The 17,759-nt window shown below is 66.1% G+C and carries 16 protein-coding genes; 10 read left to right on the forward strand and 6 right to left on the reverse strand.

Annotated elements, in window-relative coordinates; translation table 11 throughout:
• The first annotated feature begins 19 nt into the window (after positions 1 to 19).
• The 8 genes from AAF184_00445 to AAF184_00480 are packed head-to-tail and all read left to right on the forward strand — an operon-like array spanning position 20 to position 6,995.
• A complete protein-coding gene (locus AAF184_00445) occupies positions 20 to 466 on the forward strand; it encodes a universal stress protein (protein ID MEO0420774.1) in 447 nt (148 codons plus the stop codon).
• Between the two features lie 54 nt (positions 467 to 520).
• Positions 521 to 922: a Co2+/Mg2+ efflux protein ApaG gene (gene apaG / locus AAF184_00450; protein ID MEO0420775.1), complete on the forward strand. Its 402-nt coding sequence runs from the start codon at positions 521 to 523 to the stop codon at positions 920 to 922.
• The gene (locus AAF184_00455) at positions 922 to 1,767 is read left to right on the forward strand and encodes a symmetrical bis(5'-nucleosyl)-tetraphosphatase (GenBank protein MEO0420776.1); all 846 of its coding nucleotides are present in this window, start codon (positions 922 to 924) and stop codon (positions 1,765 to 1,767) included. Before apaG ends, AAF184_00455 begins: the two co-directional genes overlap by 1 nt.
• An 8-nt stretch (positions 1,768 to 1,775) precedes the next feature.
• Complete coding sequence (locus tag AAF184_00460) at positions 1,776 to 2,312, forward strand: 3-hydroxyanthranilate 3,4-dioxygenase (protein ID MEO0420777.1); 537 nt, start codon at positions 1,776 to 1,778, stop codon at positions 2,310 to 2,312.
• Between the two features lie 37 nt (positions 2,313 to 2,349).
• A complete protein-coding gene (locus AAF184_00465) occupies positions 2,350 to 3,399 on the forward strand; it encodes an amidohydrolase family protein (protein MEO0420778.1) in 1,050 nt (349 codons plus the stop codon).
• Positions 3,400 to 3,404: 5 nt separating this feature from the next.
• Positions 3,405 to 4,256: a cyclase family protein gene (locus AAF184_00470; protein ID MEO0420779.1), complete on the forward strand. Its 852-nt coding sequence runs from the start codon at positions 3,405 to 3,407 to the stop codon at positions 4,254 to 4,256.
• The gene (kynU, locus tag AAF184_00475) at positions 4,253 to 5,563 is read left to right on the forward strand and encodes a kynureninase (protein MEO0420780.1); all 1,311 of its coding nucleotides are present in this window, start codon (positions 4,253 to 4,255) and stop codon (positions 5,561 to 5,563) included. Before AAF184_00470 ends, kynU begins: the two co-directional genes overlap by 4 nt.
• A gap of 16 nt (positions 5,564 to 5,579) precedes the next feature.
• On the forward strand, positions 5,580 to 6,995 hold the full coding sequence (locus tag AAF184_00480) for an NAD(P)/FAD-dependent oxidoreductase (protein ID MEO0420781.1): 1,416 nt from the start codon (positions 5,580 to 5,582) through the stop codon (positions 6,993 to 6,995).
• Between the two features lie 3 nt (positions 6,996 to 6,998).
• Here AAF184_00480 and AAF184_00485 read toward each other — a convergent pair whose 3' ends face one another.
• Together AAF184_00485 and AAF184_00490 are read right to left on the reverse strand one after the other, a co-directional pair.
• Positions 6,999 to 8,180, reverse strand: a complete 1,182-nt coding sequence (locus tag AAF184_00485) for an aromatic ring-hydroxylating dioxygenase subunit alpha (GenBank protein ID MEO0420782.1) — start codon at positions 8,178 to 8,180, stop codon at positions 6,999 to 7,001.
• Positions 8,177 to 8,764, reverse strand: a complete 588-nt coding sequence (locus AAF184_00490) for a PEP-CTERM sorting domain-containing protein (GenBank protein ID MEO0420783.1) — start codon at positions 8,762 to 8,764, stop codon at positions 8,177 to 8,179. The genes AAF184_00485 and AAF184_00490 overlap by 4 nt, the downstream gene beginning before the upstream one ends.
• A 556-nt stretch (positions 8,765 to 9,320) precedes the next feature.
• On the opposite strand from AAF184_00490, the gene AAF184_00495 reads away from it, so the two are divergent.
• Positions 9,321 to 9,605 carry an RNA-binding protein gene (locus tag AAF184_00495; GenBank protein ID MEO0420784.1) on the forward strand — a complete coding sequence of 95 codons (285 nt, stop codon included), beginning with the start codon at positions 9,321 to 9,323 and terminating at the stop codon, positions 9,603 to 9,605.
• Between the two features lie 85 nt (positions 9,606 to 9,690).
• On the opposite strand, the gene AAF184_00500 is transcribed toward AAF184_00495, so the two are convergent.
• Positions 9,691 to 11,955, reverse strand: coding sequence for an EAL domain-containing protein (locus tag AAF184_00500; protein ID MEO0420785.1), 2,265 nt, complete (start codon positions 11,953 to 11,955; stop codon positions 9,691 to 9,693).
• A 210-nt stretch (positions 11,956 to 12,165) separates the two neighbouring features.
• Here AAF184_00500 and AAF184_00505 point away from each other — a divergent pair, with 210 nt between their 5' ends.
• Positions 12,166 to 13,176 (forward strand): LysR substrate-binding domain-containing protein, encoded by a 1,011-nt coding sequence (locus tag AAF184_00505; GenBank protein ID MEO0420786.1) that lies wholly within the window; start codon positions 12,166 to 12,168, stop codon positions 13,174 to 13,176.
• Positions 13,177 to 13,305: 129 nt separating this feature from the next.
• Here AAF184_00505 and AAF184_00510 read toward each other — a convergent pair whose 3' ends face one another.
• Genes AAF184_00510 through AAF184_00520 form a run of 3 tightly spaced genes read right to left on the reverse strand, consistent with a single transcriptional unit; the run spans position 13,306 to position 17,656 of the window.
• Entirely contained in the window at positions 13,306 to 14,085 is a 780-nt protein-coding gene (locus AAF184_00510) for a phosphoadenylyl-sulfate reductase (GenBank protein MEO0420787.1), read from the reverse strand.
• Positions 14,086 to 14,092: 7 nt separating this feature from the next.
• Entirely contained in the window at positions 14,093 to 15,799 is a 1,707-nt protein-coding gene (locus tag AAF184_00515; GenBank protein MEO0420788.1) for an NADPH-dependent assimilatory sulfite reductase hemoprotein subunit, read from the reverse strand.
• A 21-nt stretch (positions 15,800 to 15,820) separates the two neighbouring features.
• On the reverse strand, positions 15,821 to 17,656 hold the full coding sequence (locus AAF184_00520; protein MEO0420789.1) for an assimilatory sulfite reductase (NADPH) flavoprotein subunit: 1,836 nt from the start codon (positions 17,654 to 17,656) through the stop codon (positions 15,821 to 15,823).
• Positions 17,657 to 17,759: the final 103 nt, after the last annotated feature.

Here is a 17,759-nt window from a genome sequence, read left to right on the forward strand (position 1 = left end):
GCGAAGCAGGAATTCGCAGATGAGTGACCCATACCGCACGATCCTGGCCGCCGTCGACCTCTCCGACGACAGCCATCAGGTGGTGGCACGAGCCATGACCCTCGCCCGCGCCCAGGGCGCAGCGCTCACGCTCCTGCACGTGATCGAGGTAGCAACGGGCAGCAGCGGTGGGACCAAGGCAGCGGGCGCACCGGCGCCACCGCTCACGGACGAATTGGAAGCGAGCGCACGCAAGCGCTTCGACGCCCTCAGCGAGCGCGTCCACCTGGGCGACGTGCATCAAGTAATCAGAATCGGTGCCCTGCGCGAGGAGATCGTCGCGCTCGCCAGCGAGCAATCCGCCGATCTGATCGTGCTCGGCAGCCGCGAGCGCCACGGCCTCGCCATGATCCTGAACCTGACCGAAGACACGGTGTTGCACGCGGCGCCGTGCGACGTCTTGGCCGTTCGGATCACCTCAGGCTAATGTGCAGCGATGGGAGAGGCTGACGCTTCATCGCACTGACCGGACAGGACACCCATGATCGAAGACACGCCAAGTGCGGCGGACGACGCTCACCCCATCGCGGTGGAGGTGCAGACCCAGTTCCTCGACGAACAGTCGGACCCGGGCAGCGGGCGCTACGTATTCGCCTACACCATCACCATGCGCAATGACGGCGAGCAGGCGGCGCGGTTGCTCACCCGCCACTGGCTGATCACCGACGCCAACGGCAAGGTGCAGGAGGTGATCGGCGAGGGCGTCGTGGGCAAGCAACCCTACCTGCGCCCCGGCGAGGACTTCAGCTACTCGAGCGGCGCGATCCTGGAGACGCCGGTCGGCGCCATGCAGGGTCACTACGAGTGGATCGGTGACGACGGCGAGCGCTTTCGCGCCCCCGTCAGCCCCTTCACCCTCGCCATCCCCCGCGCCCTCAACTAGTGGCGATCTACGCGATCGGTGATGTGCAGGGCTGCGCGGACGCCCTCGCGCGCCTCCTCGACCAGCTGCGCTTCGATCCCGCTGACGATCAGCTTTGGTTCTGCGGCGATCTGGTCAACCGCGGCCCCGAGTCACTGAAGACCCTGCGCCTCGTGCGATCCCTCGGCGCTGCTGCCATCACCGTGCTCGGCAACCATGACCTGCACCTGCTCGCCGTCGCCGCCGGCGTACGCCCCTCTCGTCCCCACAAGGGCGACACGCTGGACCCCATCCTCGAAGCGGCAGACGGCGCCGAACTGCTCACCTGGCTGGCGCAGCAGCCGCTCGCCCACTACGACCCCGAGGTCGGTTGGCTGATGGTGCACGCGGGCCTGCCGCCCCAGTGGACCCGCGATGATGCGCTCACCAACGCAGCGCTGGTGCAGCGCGTTTTGGCCAGCGCCGATGCCGACGCCTGGTTTTCACGCATGTACGGCAACGACCCCGATCGCTGGCAACCGGATCTCACCGGCGACGAGCGCCTGCGCTTCACAGTGAACTGCCTCACCCGCATGCGCTACTGCACGGCCGAGGGTGAATTGCAGTTCAAGGCAAAAGGCGCGCCGGGCAGCCAACCTGCCGGCCAGTTGCCCTGGTTTGCCGTGCCGGGCCGGCGTTCGGCGGATACGCCGATCGTCTTCGGCCACTGGTCGACGCTCGGTCGCTACCAGGACCACAACGTACTGGGCCTGGACACGGGTTGCGTGTGGGGCGGCTGCCTGACGGCAGCGCGACTGGCCCCGCATCCGGTAGACTTCACCGAGGTCGCCTGCCCTGGCGGCCTACCCGTCGACGAGCACGCATAGGGGGGACGATGGCTAACCCGTCTGAGGGCCGCGCACGCTTGCCCGCGCCGATCAACTTCCTCCAATGGATCGAGGAACACCGCGACGCGCTCAAACCCCCGGTATGCAACAAGCGCATCTTTCCGATGGGCGAGTTCATCGTGATGGTCGTCGGCGGCCCGAACAGCCGCAAGGACTACCACGACGATCCCGGCGAGGAGCTCTTCTATCAAGTGGAGGGCGACATGCTGCTAAAGACCATCCAGCACGGCGAAGTCGTCGACATTGCGATCCGCGAAGGGGAGATGTTCCTGCTGCCCGCACACGTGCCGCACAGCCCCCAGCGCTTCGCCGATACGGTGGGGTTGGTGGTCGAGCGGCCGCGCCTTGCCGACGAGCAGGATGGGTTTCTCTGGTACTGCGAGAACTGTGGCGCGCAGTTGCACAGCGAGTACTTCGCCCTCGAGAACATCGAGACGCAGCTCGCACCGCTGTTCGCCAAGTTCGCCGCCGATGAGAGCCTGCGCACCTGCCAACGCTGCGGCACAGTGCAAGACCCTTCATGAGCCCTTCGACGCAGTCGACACCGCCCCCGACCCCATGCTGAAGATCGACTGCCACACGCATATCCTGCCGAGCAAGTGGCCGGACCTCGCCAAGCGCTACGGCTACGGCGGCTTCGTACGCCTGGAACACCACGGGCCTGGCTGCGCGCGCATGATGGTCGACGACAAGCTGTTCCGGGAGATCGAGTCCAACTGCTGGGATCCGCATACTCGGCTCCACGACTGCAATCGCGACGGCGTACACGTCCAGGTGCTCTCCACCGTACCCGTGATGTTCAGCTACTGGGCGCGCGCCGAGGACACGCTGGATCTCTCGCGCTTCCTCAACGATCACATCGCGAGCGTCGTCGCCCAGCGACCCGACCGCTTCATCGGCCTCGGCACGGTGCCCATGCAGGCCGAGGCCCTCGCCGTGCGCGAGCTCGAGCGTTGCGTCAAGGAGCTCGGCCTCGCCGGCATCGAGATCGGCTCCCACGTGATGGGGTGGAACCTCGACGACGAGCGCTTGTTCCCCATCTTCGAAGCTGCCCAGGAGCTCGACGCCGCCATCTTCGTGCATCCCTGGGAGATGCTCGGCCGCGAACGGATGGGGCGCTACTGGCTGCCGTGGCTGGTGGGCATGCCGGCGGAGACGTCCCTGTCGATTTGCTCGATGATCTTCGGCGGCGTCTTCGAACGCCTGCCTAAGCTAAAGGTCTTGTTCGCTCATGGTGGCGGCGCCTTCCCGGCGACGATCGGCCGCATCGAACACGGCTTCAACGTGCGGCCGGACCTGGTGGCCGTGAACAACCAGATCAACCCACGCGAGTACCTTGGGCGCTTCTTCGTCGACTCCCTGGTGATCGACCCGAACATGCTGGACTACATGATCCGCTTGATGGGGGCGCAGTGCATCGCTGTTGGCAGCGACTATCCTTTCCCCCTGGGCGAACACCCGCCCGGGGCGATCGTCGAGCGCATGTCCCTCGACGCCGACACGCGCGCCCAGCTATACCACCGCACGGCCCTCGAGTGGCTGGGACTGGATGCAGCGCGCTTCGGCGGCGTGGAGGCACCCGCCCCGGCAGCGTCCCAGGGCGAGGCGTAGGCGCGATGCACGGCGTGGTGATCTGCGAGATCTGTCTGGAGGGCAACCGCTACCTGGCACGCCTCGACCAACCTGCCCGCCTGCACATCCCCCTGCAGTTCGACCACGCCGGCGATGAACCGGCGCCAGCGCTGCAACCTAATCACTTCGCCGCACCGCGCGCCCGGGCTCGAGCCCTGACCGGCGACGGCTTCACCGGCGACACCCGGGAGGGTGGCAGCTGCAACGCTCTCACGCTGGAACTCACCCCTCATTGCAACGGCACCCACACGGAGGGCGTCGGCCATCTGACCAAGGCGCGCAAGAGCGTCGACGAACTGCTCGTCGAGACGCTGATCCCGGCAGCCGTGATCAGCGTCGCCCCGCGCCCTCCCGCGGAGTCGGACGAGAGGGCTCGCCATGCCCTGCGCAGCGACGATCGACTGGTCACCGCCGACGCCCTCGCCAAGGCCCTCGCCGGCGTCCCTCACCTGCCAGGGTTGATCGTGCGCACCTGGCCCAACGATCCGGATAAGCGTCACCGCACCTACGAGGGGGCCTCACCTGCTCCCTTCTTCACCCTGGATGCGGCAGCCTTCGCACGCGACCGCGGTGTGCGCCATCTCCTGGTGGACACCCCGTCCCTCGATCGGGCCCACGACGAGGGCCACCTCGGTGCCCACCGCGCGTTCTGGGGCATGCAGGAGGGCGGCGACACACCGGACCCTGGCCGCGAACACTGCACGATCACCGAGATGATCTACGCCGACGACAGCGTCGCTGACGGCCTTTACCTATTGAATCTGCAAGTCGCTCCCTTCGATTGCGACGCGAGCCCCGCACGGGTGTTCGTCTACCCCCTGGAGGTGGCCAGATGAGCGAGACCTCACGCCATGACGGGGCGGGTGAGTTCACTGACGTCGCGTTGGACCAGGCCTTCGCCCAACGCCTCGATCAGGAGGACGAACTCGCCAGCTTCCGCGATCGATTCCACTTTCCACGCAACGGGGAGGAACCCGTCCTCTACCTGTGCGGCAACTCCCTGGGGCTACAACCGCGCACCACCCGCAGCTACGTGGAAGAGTTGCTGACGAGCTGGGCGGAACGCGGCGTGGAAGGCCACTTCGAGGGTGAACGCCCCTTCGCGCCGTATCACGAGTTCGCGCGGGACGGCCTGGCACGCCTGGTCGGGGCCGAGCCCATCGAAGTGGTGGCGATGAACTCGCTCACCGTCAACCTGCATCTCATGCTCGCGAGCTTCTATCAACCGCAGGGACGCCGGCGGCGCATGGTCATCGAACGGGGCGCCTTCCCGTCCGATCGTTACGCCTTGCTTTCCCACCTGCAGGTGCGCGGCATGGACCCCGAGCAGGATCTCGTGGAGCTCGCGCCGCGCGAGGGCGAGCAGTGCCTGCGCACGGAAGACATCTGTGCCGAACTCGAGTCCCTCGGCGATAGCCTGGCCACCGTGATGCTGCCCGGCGTGCAGTACTACACGGGCGAGGTGTACGACATGGCGAGCATCGCCGAGACGGCCCATCGCTGCGGCGCCACCGTCGGCTTCGATCTCGCCCACGCCATCGGCAACATCCCGTTGGCGCTGCACGACTGGCAGGCTGACTACGCCGTTTGGTGCAGCTACAAGTACCTGAACTCAGGGCCAGGTGCCGTCGCCGGCGCGTTCGTCCATGAACGACACGCCCACACCGCCCTGCCCCGCTTCGCGGGCTGGTGGGGCCATGACGCCAGCAACCGCTTCAAGATGGGGCCCGAGTTCAGCGCCACGCCCGGCGCTGACGGCTGGCAGCTGAGTAACCCACCGGTCCTGGCCCTGGCCCCCGTGCTCGCGTCCCTCGAGGTCTTTGACGCGGCTGGCATGACGCGACTTCGCGAGAAGGCCCTGCGTCAGTGGTCGCTGATGTACGCCCTCCTGCGCAACCGTCTGGGCGAGCTGGTCGAAATCATCACGCCCGAGCAAGCGCAGCGCCATGGCTGCCAGCTGAGCCTGCGCCTGCGCGGGGACACGGCGCACCGACGCGATGTGTTCGCCCGCCTCGCCGCCGCCCACGTGGTGTGCGACTGGCGCGAGCCCGACGTCATCCGCGTGGCGGCCGCGCCCCTCTACAACCGCTATGAAGACGTGTGGCGCTTCGTCGAGGTGCTCCACGAGTTATTGCAGGATTGAGCGAGACACCAGAACCATGACGCCTTCGACGACCAACACACCCGCGGTGAGCATCCTTGGGGCTGGCCTCGGGGGCGCCCTGATGGCCGTGCTCCTCGCCCGCCGCGGCTTCGAAGTAGACGTCTACGAACGGCGTCCAGACCTGCGCCGAACGGAGCTCTCGGCGGGCCGCTCGATCAACCTCGCCCTCGCCAACCGCGGCCTTGCGGCCCTGGAGCGCGCCGGGCTCTCCACCGCCGTGCGCCGTCTGCTCACCACCATGCGCGGGCGCATGCTCCATGCCCTCGACGGGGGCCAAGCGCTGCAGCCCTACGGCCAGCGTGAGGATGAGGTGATCTACTCGGTTTCCCGCCCTGGCCTCAACCACCTGCTCCTCGATGCGGCCGAGCTGTACCCGGGGGTGCGCCTGCACTTCGAACACTCAGGGACAGCCATCGACTTCGAGCAGCAAACGCTGCACATCCAGAACCTGCGCAGCGGCAACACCAAATGCATGCAAGGCGGTCCGATCATCTGTGCCGACGGCGCCAGCTCGCGCCTGCGGCGTGCGTTCGTGGAGCAGACGGGCGCTGAGGCCACCGAGGACTTCCTCCCCCACGACTACAAGGAACTTACGATTCCTGCGGCGCCTGGTGGTGGCTACCGCTTCGATCCCGCGGCCCTGCATATCTGGCCCCGCGGCGGCTTTATGCTGATCGCCTTACCGAACAAGGACGGTAGCTTCACCGCCACCCTGTTCGCCCCGCGCGAAGGCGAGGCCGGCTTCGACACCTTGCACGACGGCGTAGCCGTGCAGGCCTACTTCGAGGAGCACTTCGCCAACGTCGTGCCTCACCTCCCGGACCTCGCGGAGCAATTCGAGGACAACCCCCAGGGGCGCATGGTCACCGTGCACTGCGCCCCCTGGCGTCACCACGATTTCACCGTGCTCCTCGGCGACGCCTCCCATGCCATCGTGCCCTTCCACGGCCAGGGGATGAACGCTGCCTTCGAGGACTGCGACACCCTGGACACGATCCTCGCCCAGGAGATCGACGGATGTGGGGGAGCGTGTGCCGATGTGGATTGGAGCAAGGTCTTCGCCCGCTTCGAGAGCGAACGCAAGCCCAACGCCGATGCGATCGCCCAGATGGCCGTGGAGAATTACGTGGAGATGCGCGATTCCGTGCGCGACCCACTCTTCCATCGGCGTAAGGAGGTGGCCTTCGAGCTGGAGCGACGCTTCCCCGATGTGTTCATCCCGCGCTACTCGATGGTGATGTTCCACCGCCTGCCCTACGCGCACGCCCTCGAACGGGGCCGCCTGCAGCAGGAGATTCTGGAGCGCCTCATGCCGACGGTGCAGAGCACGGTGGACTGGAGCCTGGCCGAGCAGCTTGTGGTCGATCACCTGCGCCCATTGGTACGTTCGCTCGCCGGCGAGCGCGCCTGAGGGTCAGCGCTCCCCGGCAGCCCCGGCGAGCGCCGTGCGAAGCCAACCGGCGTACCATGCGTCAAAGGCGTGCACGCACTCCTCGCTCGCGTGGTAGGGGCCCGGCGCGTAGCCGCGAGCACGCACACCGTCCTGGTTGCGCTCGCAGAGTTGCCAGTCTTGCCGGTTGGTCAGATCCCAAAACTGCACGGCGTCTTCGATCGCCTCACGATCGCGTAAGGCTTCCGGCAACACCAACCAGTCGCAGCTCACGCGGGTCCGGTCCGGTGCTGTCGGGGTGAGCACGTGGAGCAGCACGTAGTCGGGGTGCAGACTCAGCAGGAGATTGGGGTAGATGACGTAGTAGTGCACGAGGTGCTGATCGGATGGGGGCACCGACGCGATCCTCGGCAGGCGAGCACGCCCCGTCATCGACATGGTGCCGACACTGTCGCGCAAGGCCATGGGGCCGCCGTTGAAGGATGCACCGAAGTGGGTCGCCCCTGGCGCCGTCTTGTCACCGCCTCCTACGTAATCGCTGATCCGGGCAAGCTGCGGGTGCGACCCCGGACAGTGGTAGCACTCGCTGTAGTTCTCGCACAGGAGCTTCCAATTGGCCCGCACCTCGTACACCTCACGGTGCGCCAAGCGCAGGCTCGGCAGCGCGTAGGCCGAGAGATCGGGGAGGTCCTGCCATTGGGTCTGGAGGGCGGGGGCATCGGCGTCCAGATTGACCAGCACGTAGCCCTGCCACTCGGTCACCCCCACCGGCGCCAAGCGACGCAACGGCACCTCAGCCTGGCGAGGCACGTGGGTGAGCTCACCATCGAGCGAGTAGCACCAGGCGTGGTAGGGGCAGCGAATTTGCTCGAGCTCGCCCTCAGGTGCATCGACCAGCCGTGAGCCGCGATGGAGGCATACGTTGTAGTGCGCGTGAAGCCGACCGTCGCTCGCCCGTGTCAGCAGCAACGGCTGGCCGAGGAGTTCAACGCGACGAAAGCGCCCAGGTGCGGCAAGGTCCTCGACGCGTGCGACGGGGTGCCAGGCGAGCTCGAACAGCGCGGTGCGCTCGAGGCCGAGGATCTGCGGATGGTGGAAGCAGGCGCCGGGAAGGGTGTGGGCCCGCTCGAAGCCCTCGCAGGTGTCCCCGAGGGCTTGATAGAAGCGGCTGCCGGGGGTGAGACCGGCAGCCGCAGGCGAGGTCATTTGCGGCGCGAGAACCCGAAGGCCAGACCGCCGAAGGCGAGCAGTGCCAGGACGCTGGGCTCAGCCACGTCCATCATGTCGCCCACCACGCCCGTGAAGGCGAAGTTCATCTGGCGACCGTCCTGCTCGAGGGTGGTCCCGCTCAGGAAGGCGCTGAAGACGCCGTTCTCGAGGGTGGTGGTGTTGAACGGCGTGCCGTCGATGTTTTCGTTGTTGAAGAGGATGGTGAAATCCTCGCCATCGAAGCTGCCGGTGAGCGTGCCGCCCAGGAAGCCGTCGCCATCGTTGATGTTGAGGCTCATGCCCGAGAGCAGCAACAGGCCGGAGTCCCCGTCCGCGTTCTCCAGGAGGAACAGCTGCTCGTTGGTGAGGCTCACGATGCCGGAGGCGGCGTCGAAGTCGAACTCGAAGGGCGTGTCGTCCTCGAAGAAGAACGGCATGTCCATGCGGTCCGGCTGGTAGAAGCTGAACAGGTCCTGGTCGTCGTTGACGATGTTGCCGTCGATCAGGTCTGCGTTAGCTGCACTCGCGGCGAAGGCGAGCAGCGCGGTGGCGAAAACCGCCCGGCGGGTGTTCGTATGCATCGGTCTAGCTACCTTATCGTGTCCGTACGAATGGCTCGTCGTGGGGCCCGGCATTTTGCGCTGGGCGACGAGCGGTATCCCCATCAGCGGTAGCAAGTGGCGTGCCATTCCCCGACCCACCTCAAAACTACTGCTGAATCAGCCAGCTACGCCCGGCTCAAAACCGAGTTCTCGCGCTGACCAGCCGCTACCCCCAGCGACTGTAAAGTTTGCCGATAGTTTGTGTTGTGACTTAAGGGTGCCACATTACCCCAGCTTATCGGTAGCGTCTGCCGTCGCTGAGCGGCAACGGGTGAGCGCGCAAGCTGTCACCCAATTGTCTTGGAGCGCCAAAAACTTGACGTAGTAAGTTCGAATTCTCGGTCATATACTGAATGCTCAGGCCGGAACCCCAATGCGGGCGTGGACTTAATCCCTCCCTTATTCCCCCGGCGCCACGACAGCACAGCATAACCGCAGCGCGTAAATCTCGAGCCACTTCGCCATCAAGGCACCGCACGCAATAGGGATCGGGGCGTCGTGTTGTGTCGTGGAGGGGCTCTCTCGGAGTTCTGGAATGACCAAGCTTTATGTAGGAAATCTGCCCTGGCGCGCATCAGATGAAGATCTGCGCGACCTGTTCGCCAATATCGGCGAGGTGCACTCGGCGGTGGTGATCACCGATCGGGAGACCGGCAGATCACGAGGGTTCGGTTTCGTGGAAATGGAGTCTGGCGACGCCGCCAACGCCATCTCGGAACTGAACGGCAAGGACTACGGCGGTCGCCCGCTGCGCGTGAACGAAGCGCAGGAGCGTGAGCGTCGGCCTCGCCCTGGCGGCGGCGGCCCGCCCCGCCACTGAGGCCCGAAGCACCGGTCACTGGCCGGTGCTGAAGCGCTGAACAGGCCGACCTCATCGGGGTCGGCAACGAACGCTCGCGGCCCGCTTACCCTGCCAGGGGGCGGATTTGCTTCGGCGCCTGATCCATCTGGGGATCCTCCGCCTCGAGCACGATGATGTCGTCGCCGGTTTGCACACCGGTGCCTGCCGACGCCATCGCCTCTCGGGCTGCTTCGTTACCCGGCTGCCTCGCGCTCGGCGGCATCAACCCCGTCGTGAAGTCTTCTGCGGCCATCGGTTTGCCGTACAAGAAGCCCTGAACCTCCTCGCAGCGTAGCGCCCGAAGCAGCGTCAACTGCTCCTCAGATTCCACGCCCTCAGCGCAGACGCGCAGGCCCAGTGCCTGGGCCAGCTGCACCGTGAACCTCACGATCACCTCGTCGGTCTGGTTCACGCCCAGCCCCTTGATGAAGCTGCGGTCGATCTTCAGCGTATCGACGGGCAGCTCGCGCAGGTAGCTCAGGGAGCTGTAACCGGTGCCGTAGTCATCGATCGCCACCCGCACCCCGATCTGCCGGCGTGCCTCGAGCAACCGTGAGGCCAACTCGAGGTCGCTGAGCAGGGTGTTCTCGGTGATCTCCAGCTCCAGGCAGGCGGGCGCGACATGCTCGTTGCGCAGCACCAGCTCGATGTGCTCGAACAGATGCGGATCCTGGAATTGGCGGGGCGAGATGTTGACGGACATGACGAAGCGACGGTCCACCAACCCCAGACTCTGCCATTGACGCAGCTGACGAATCGCTTCGGCCACCACAAAGCGACCGAGCTCCACGATCAGGCCGAGCTCCTCGGCTAACGGGATGAACTCAGAAGGCGGCACCAGCGAGCCGTCCTCCGCACGCATGCGCAGGAGTGCCTCGGCGCCGCCGACACGCCCCTCCTCGAGATCGATGCGAGGCTGGTAGTAGACCAGGAAGCGACCGTCGTCGAGGGCCGAACGAAGGGCAGCCTCCCGCCCCCAGCGCTCACGAATCTGCTCCTCGATGGTGACGTCGAAGGCGACGGCGCGACCGCCGCCCGCTCGGACCGCGGCACCGAGCGCAGCCTCGCTGGCCCGCACCAGGGTTTCCGGGTCCTCGGCGTGGAGGGGGTACAACGCCACGCCTGCACTCACGCTCAGATAGATGCGTTGACCACCCACCTCGAAGGGCAGCTCGAGCTCGGATCGCAGGCGATCGGCCACCTCGAGCGCCACCGGCACTCCATCGATCTTGCCCAGCAGCACGGCGAACTCCGCGCGCCCCACGCGAGCCGCGATGTCCTGCCGGCGACCGCGACGTGCGCCTGGGCCAGGCTTACGTTCACGATAGCGGATCGCTGAGTTGAGCCTGGCGCCGATCAAACGCAGTAGCTCATCGTGTTGCTCGCGCGACAGAGACTCGGCGACGCGGCGAAACTCATCCAGGCCGAGGCGCACCAGCGCCGACTTCGCCCCACGCCCCGTGTGGCGGGCGAGCCAGCTGTCCAACTGGCTCTCGTTCGGCAAGCGGGTGACGGGATCGTAGTTCGCCAGATAGCGCAACTGCGCCTGCTGCGAGCGTTGGTCGGTGATGTCGAGCACGGATCCGACCAGCGTAGGCTCGTCCGCCAGCTCTTCGCTCTCCTGCTGTCCGCCGAGCTGGACGGTGCGCAGCTTGCCGTCACCACTCAGCACGCGGCACTCGAAGCTGAAGGAGGTGCCTTGATCCATCGCCGTGACGAAGGCATCGGCGACCATGGAGGAGTCCTCCGGATGCAGCCAACCGAGCAGATCGGCGAGCGTGCTCAAGCTCGATCCATCGGTAGCCTTGAGGATGCGTACGAGCTCGTCGGAACAGCTGAGCCGCCCCGACTTGCAGCCCAAGCGCCAATCACCCAGGTGAGCGACCCGCTGCGCCGCCTCCAGGCGCTGCTGACTGCGCTGGAGCGAGCGTGTCACCTCGCGGGCCTGTAGCAGCTGCTCCAAGCGGCGCTGAAGAATGAGGTACTTGGCTGGGCGCGCGATGCAATCCGTCGCCCCCGCCCCGAAGGCCGCCTCGAGCAGCGCCTCGGCGCCTGCCTCTCGGCTCATCGCGATCAGCACCAGATGCTCGCTGCCGGGAAGCGCCCGGAATTGGCGACACAGGTGAAGGCCCTCGCTCTGACTCGGCCCTTCGCCGCCGGCGAGCTCGAACAACACGGCCGCAGGCCGCAGGCGAAGGAACTCCTGGAAGGCATCGCGAAGCGACGCGGCGACCGCCACTTGATAGCCGGCTCGCGCGAGCGCGTCGCTGAGCGAGTCGCGCAGCAGCGGATCGGAGTCGATGATGAGTAGGCGCTGCGGTTCCGTCATCGTCACTCCAGCGCGGCGTACGGCCGCTTGGTTGGGGCATAAGCTGGGCGCATGACGAGGTTAACGACGGGTCTGGAAGTGACTTGAGATCAGGGCCCGGCAATGCTTGACAGGCACGAGGCTCAACCCGCTAGACTGCGAACCAGTTCACCGGCGGTACCCCAGGGCCCAGCCCGCCGCCTACCCTTTCGCCGTCCAGGCGGGTTTCCCATGAAGCTCCAGCAGCTACGTTATCTCCTCGCTATCGCGGATAACGAACTGAACATTACGGCCGCGGCCGAACGCTTGTTCACCTCGCAACCGGGCGTCAGCAAGCAGCTGAAGCTCCTCGAGGACGAGCTCGGCGTTCAGGTCTTCACCCGACGCGGCAAGAGCCTGGACAGCGTCACGCCCATCGGTCGGGAGATCATCGAGCGGGCCCGCCGCATTCTGAGCGAGGTGGAGAACATTCAACACCTCGCCGCCAATCAACACAGCGAACAGAGCGGCAGTCTCTCGATCGGCACCACCCACACGCAGGCCCGCTACGTGCTGCCGCCGGTGATCAAGCGCTTCCGCGACTGCTTCCCGAGCGTCTCCCTGCACCTTCACCAGGGAACGTCGGAGCAGATTTGGCAGATGATCCGTGGCAAGGAGATCGACTTTGCGATCGTCAGTTCGAGCGGCCAGCCCACGCCTCGCTCGGAGCTCATCATGCTGCCGTGCTACCGGTGGGATCGCACGGTCATCGTGCCGAGGCAACACGCCCTGGCGGAGAGCGACGAGAAGCTGACCCTGCCGCGCCTCGCCGAACACCCGCTGATCACCTATGTGTTCAGCTTCAGCGGCGAGTCGTCGCTGAAGCACGCCTTCGAGCAGGAGGGGTTGACGCCGGAGGTGGTCTTCACGGCACGCGATGCGGACGTGATCAAGACCTACGTGCGTATCGGCATGGGCGTGGGAATCGTCGCCAGCATGGCGGCCGAGTGCGATCCGCAGGGGGATCTCATGACCCTCGATGCGGCGGGCCTGTTCCCCCGCTGCACCACCTGGGTCGCCCTGCGCCGCGACGCGGTGTTGCCGCGGTACATGCAGGTGTTCCTGGAGCTGTTCGCCCCTCACCTAACGCATGAGCTGACCATGCAGGCGATGGAAGCGCCCGGTCAGACAGCCGTCGATGCCTTGCTGGCCGACACGGAACTCAAGCTCTACGGCCCCTGCGCGCAGGCAGAGGCCGACTGAGCATCAGGCTAGGAAAGCTCCGCATCAGCCTGGTCGCCAGCCCCGTGCGTCCAGCGGCGCGAGATCAAGGCGCGCGAAGTTCGCATCGCTGGTGCGCGGGGATGGTGGGCGGACCTGTGCAGAGATTCCCTAGGGCGCGGCGGCCCCGTCCACCTGCTGCAGGTCGATCTCGTGAATCCCGCACTCGCGTAGCAGACCGAAAAAGCGCGTGTCATCCACACTGCCCGCATCGTGCAACGACTGGGTGGTATGCACGTCGCCGATCGATACGTAGCCCTCGAACCACAGGGGGTGGTACGGCAACTCGTGGGCCTTCAGGTATTCGAAGACATCGCGGTCGCTCCAATCGACTACCGGCAGCACTTTCCATCGCTCCCCGCTGCCGCTGAGCACGGGCAAGGCACGCCGGGTGCTCGCTTGAACCCGGCGAAGACCGGAGAACCAGGTACCCACCTGCAGGTCGCGCAGGGCGCGCTCCATTGGCTCCACCTTGTTCTCACGGTTATACGCGGAGATGCCTTGCGCACCCTGCTCCCAACGCTTGCCGTAACGAGCCTCCTGCCAGGCCGCGCTGGTGGCGGGCCGGTAGACCTCGAGGTTCAGGGCCAAGCGCTCGGTCATCTCGTCGACGAAGCGATAGGTTTCGGGGAAGAGGTAGCCGGTGTCTATCAAGATAACGGGAATGTCGGGCCGCTGCTGAGTGACCATGTGCAGCATGACAGCGGACTGGGCACCGAAGCTCGACGTCATGGCCACGTTGCTCGGCAGGTGCTCGAGGGCCCAAGCGACGCGCTCGGGTGCCGTCATCGCAGCCAGGGTGTGGTTCGCATGCTCGACGGCGATCTCGCGGGTCTGTCCCTCATCGAGCACTTCCGTGGGTCTCATCAGGAGCTGTCGTTCAGCACTCATGGCGTCCTCATCCGGTAACCGCCGCCGCCAGGCGGTGGTAATCGCGACCGTGGTCCAAGGCTGGCACATGGCCTGCCCGCACCACGAAGTCACCAAAGCGCTCGCCCTCGTGACGATGCGCGGCGTAGTCCCCTAACAAGCGATCCAGCTCGGCGAGGATCTGCTCCTCACCGATGTTCTCCCGATACTGCGTATTCAGACGACTGCCGTCGGGCGCCGCACCGAGCAAGAGGTTGTAGGTACCAGGCCCCTTCCCCACGAGGCCGATCTCCGCAAGGTACGGCCGGGCGCACCCGTTGGGACAGCCGGTCATGCGGGTGACAATCGGGATGTCCCCAAGACTGTGCTCTGCCATCAACGCCTCGATGCGACTCAACAGCGACGGTAGGTAACGCTCCGCCTCCGCCATCGCCTGCGAACAGGTGGGGAAGGCGACGCAGGCCATGGCGTTTTGGCGCAGCGCTGTCGGCCCCTCCTTTCCCGTGACCCGATAGCGCTCGAGAAGTTCGCTCACCGCGTCTTTGCGTTGCGCATCGAGCCCGACGATCACCAGGTTCTGATTGGGCGTGATGCGGAAATCGGCACCGAACGCCGTCGCCAACTCACGCATGGCCGTGCGCATCTGGTGCTCCGCGTTGTCCGCGATGCGACCGTTCTCGACGAACAGCGTGTAGTTCCAGCGACCGTCCTCACGCTCGACCCAACCGTAGCGATCGCCGGTGGTATCGAATGCAAAGGGCCGCGCCGCCTGCAGTGGTTGCGCCAGGCGCGCGTTGAGCGTCTCGACGAACCAATCGACGCCGCGATCTTCGATCGTGTACTTAAGGCGAGCATGCTTACGGTTGGTGCGGTCACCGAAGTCGCGCTGCACGGTGACCACGTGCTCTGAGACGTCACGCACCTGATCGGGCGCGCAGAAGCCGATCACGTCGGCGAGGCGCGGGAACGTGCCCTGGTCGCCGTGGGTCATGCCGAGGCCGCCGCCCACGGTGACGTTGAAACCGACCAGCTCGCCGTCTTCCACGATGGCGATGAACCCCAGATCGTGGGCGAAGATGTCCACGTCGTTCACCGGCGGTAGGGCGACGACGGACTTGAACTTACGCGGCAGGTAGGTATCGCCGTAGATCGGCTCGACGTCAGGCCCTTCGACCTTCTTTCCGTCGAGCCAGATCTCGTGATACGCGCCCGTTTGGGGCGTCAGATGATCGTGCACCTGCTGTGCAGCCTCGAACACTTGGCGGTGAAGCGTCGAGTCATCCGGGTGGGCCGTGCACATGACGTTGCGGTTGACGTCGCCGCAGGCGGCCAGGGTGTCGAGCAGGGTCGCGTTGATCGAGGCCATGGCTTGCTTCAGGCCACGCTTGACGATGCCGTGGTACTGCACGGCCTGCCGTGTCGTGAGCCGCAGCGTGCCGTTGGCGTACTCGTCGGCGATGTCATCCAGGGCCACCCATTGCTGGCCGGTGACCAGTCCGCCGGGCACGCGCACGCGAATCATGAAACTGAACGCCGGCTCCAGCTTCTGCTTGCGCCGTTCGGCGCGCAGGTCGCGGTCGTCCTGCTGGTAGATGCCGTGAAACTTGCTCAGCTGCGTGTCATCGTCAGCCAGGGCGCCGGTGACCGCGTCGCCGAGGCTCTCCGAGAGGGTGCCCCGCAGGTGACGGCTGGCGGTCTTGATGCGCTCGACATCAGACAGGGGCGTATCGCTCATGCTCTCGCTCCTTGTGCTTACTCAGTACACGTCACGCTGGTAGCGACCGTTGGCGCGCAGCTCGGCCAGGTATTCGCTGGCCTGCTCATCGCCCCTCGCTCCGTGGGTTGCCACGATGCGCCGAAGGGTTTCGTCAACGTCGTTGGCCATACGCGAGGCATCGCCGCAGACATAGACGTGAGCGCCTTCCTGCAGCCAGGCGTAGAGCTCTGCGCCACGCTCTTGCAGACGATCTTGCACGTAAATCTTCTCGCGCTGATCACGGGAGAAGGCGACATCCAGCTTACTTAAGCTGCCCTGGCGCAGATGGCGTAGCCACTCGATTTGATACAGGAAATCGGTGTCGAAGTGCCGCGCGCCGAAGAAGAGCCAGTTGCGTCCGTTCGCGCCCAAGGCCTGGCGATGCTCGACGAAGGCCCGAAACGGCGCCACGCCGGTGCCTGGGCCGATCATGATGACCGGCGCGTCGTTGTTCGCAGGCAACCTAAAGCGACTATTGGGTTGGATGTAGACCGGGGCCGTGTCACCTTCAGCCACCGCGTCGGCAAGGTAGGTGGACGCGGCGCCCCAATGGCGCTCACCGAACAGCTCGTAACGCACCTCAGCCACCGTGAGGTGCACCTCCTCTGGGCTCGCCAACGGGCTGGAGGCGATCGAGTAGAGGCGCGGCGTGAGCTTGCGCAACATGCCAGCGAACTGCTCCGGCGCCAGCACCACAGGAAACTCGCGGAGCACGTCGATGACCTGACGCTGGCCAGCCCAGTCGCCGTAGACGCTGCGATCCCCGGCGAGCAGATCGGCAAGCACACTCGACTCGGCCACCTCGGCGTAGCGCTCGACGAAGCTGCGGCTGAGCACCGTCACTTCCAACCGCGATGCCAACGCCTCGTGCAGGGGCAACGCCTCGCCATCGTTCAGCGTGACCTCCTCGTCACCGCGCGCCTGCAGCCGATCCAGCAGCTGGGCGACCAGGGGCTGGGGGTTGCGCGGCATCACGCCGAGCGCATCGCCGGGTTCGTAGTCGAGGCCGCTGTCCTCGAGGGAGAACTCCAGGTGCCGCACGGGCCAGCCGGAGCCGCGCCCTGTGATCGGCTGGTTGGCCAGCAGCGGCGCGGGGAAGGGACTGCGCTTGTCATAGCGCGGCGCGTTCGCTACCGCGTGCAGGTGCACCGCCGGTCGCGGCGCCGCTGATTCGGTCGTGTCCTTGGCGAACACCTCTTGCACCTGGGCCAGCATGGCGTCGCGCCAAGCGTCGGCAGGGGCCTCGTAGTCAACGTCGCAATCGACGCGATCGGCCAGGCGCGTCGCGCCGAGGGCCGCGAGCCGCTCGTCGAAGTCTCTGCCGGTCTGGCAGAAATGCTCGTAGCTGGAGTCGCCGAGGGCGAGGACGGCGTAGTGCAGATGATCCAGGCGCGGCGCCCGCTTGGAGCCGAGGAACTCGTGCAGCGCCGCGGCCTCATCTGGCGGTTCCCCCTCACCGTGGGTGCTCACCACCACGAGCACGTGGGACTCCTTCTTCAGGCTCGCCGGGCGGTAGTCCTGCATCGCCTTGAGCTCCACCGCCATGCCTTGTTCGCCGGCCACGCGCGCGAGATCTTCGGCAATCGCCTGTCCGTTGCCGGTCTGGGAGCCAAACAGGACGGTAAGCGTGGGTGACGCCTCGGCCAGGGTGACGGGTGCCGTGGCGGTGTCGAGGGGCACGGTGGCACCCGCTGTTGCCGCAAGCCCTGCCAGGTAGCCGCTCACCCAGGTGAGTTGGGTCACGTTCAAGCCGTCGACGGCTTGACTGACCGCGGCAGCCTGAGCGGGGTCCAGGGGACCTTGATTGAAATCGAGCGCGGTGCTGGGTTGTGCCATGGCGGTGCCTTCCTCGGACTGAGGACGGGGAGTGTAGGGACGGCAACCCCGGGACCGAACGATCCTTTACTTATCCGCTTATAACGCTCCGCGATATTCGATT

The sequence above is a fragment of the Pseudomonadota bacterium genome (assembly GCA_039815145.1).
Lineage (GTDB): Bacteria > Pseudomonadota > Gammaproteobacteria > Steroidobacterales > JBCBZW01 > JBCBZW01.